Origin of the sequence: Mesorhizobium sp. M2E.F.Ca.ET.209.01.1.1 (assembly GCF_004010375.2) — a bacterium.
GTDB lineage: Bacteria > Pseudomonadota > Alphaproteobacteria > Rhizobiales > Rhizobiaceae > Mesorhizobium.
Genome location: NZ_SADP02000610.1, coordinates 1 through 342, shown reverse-complemented (window position 1 = coordinate 342; position 342 = coordinate 1). Strand labels below are relative to the sequence as shown.

1 pseudogene is annotated in these 342 nt (G+C 59.9%); it reads left to right on the top strand.

What is annotated here, in order from left to right:
• Nucleotides 1-183: pseudogene (locus tag EN852_RS37125) on the top strand (circularly permuted type 2 ATP-grasp protein); the annotation flags it as partial.
• Nucleotides 184-342: the final 159 nt, after the last annotated feature.

The window sequence follows — 342 nt, the reverse complement described above, 5'->3', positions numbered from 1 at the left end:
CCGATCCTGACTGACAAGGGCCTGGCGCCGCGCCACGTCGACTTGCGGCCTTATGTGCTGGTTTCCGATCGCATCCAGATCGTGCCTGGTGGGCTGACGCGCGTTGCGCTGAAGGAAGGCTCGCTGGTGGTGAATTCCTCGCAAGGCGGCGGCACCAAGGACACCTGGGTGCTGGATGATTGAGATGGGTGAGTAGGGGATAGTCAGTCGTGAATAGTGGAAGCAGAGGGGACAGGGAAATGCCATATTCCGTTGAGATTCAGTCGCTTGCCATTCCCTACTCGCTATTCCCTGCGCACTAGCCCGAAGGGCCATTCCATGCTTCTCGGCCGCACCGCCAAC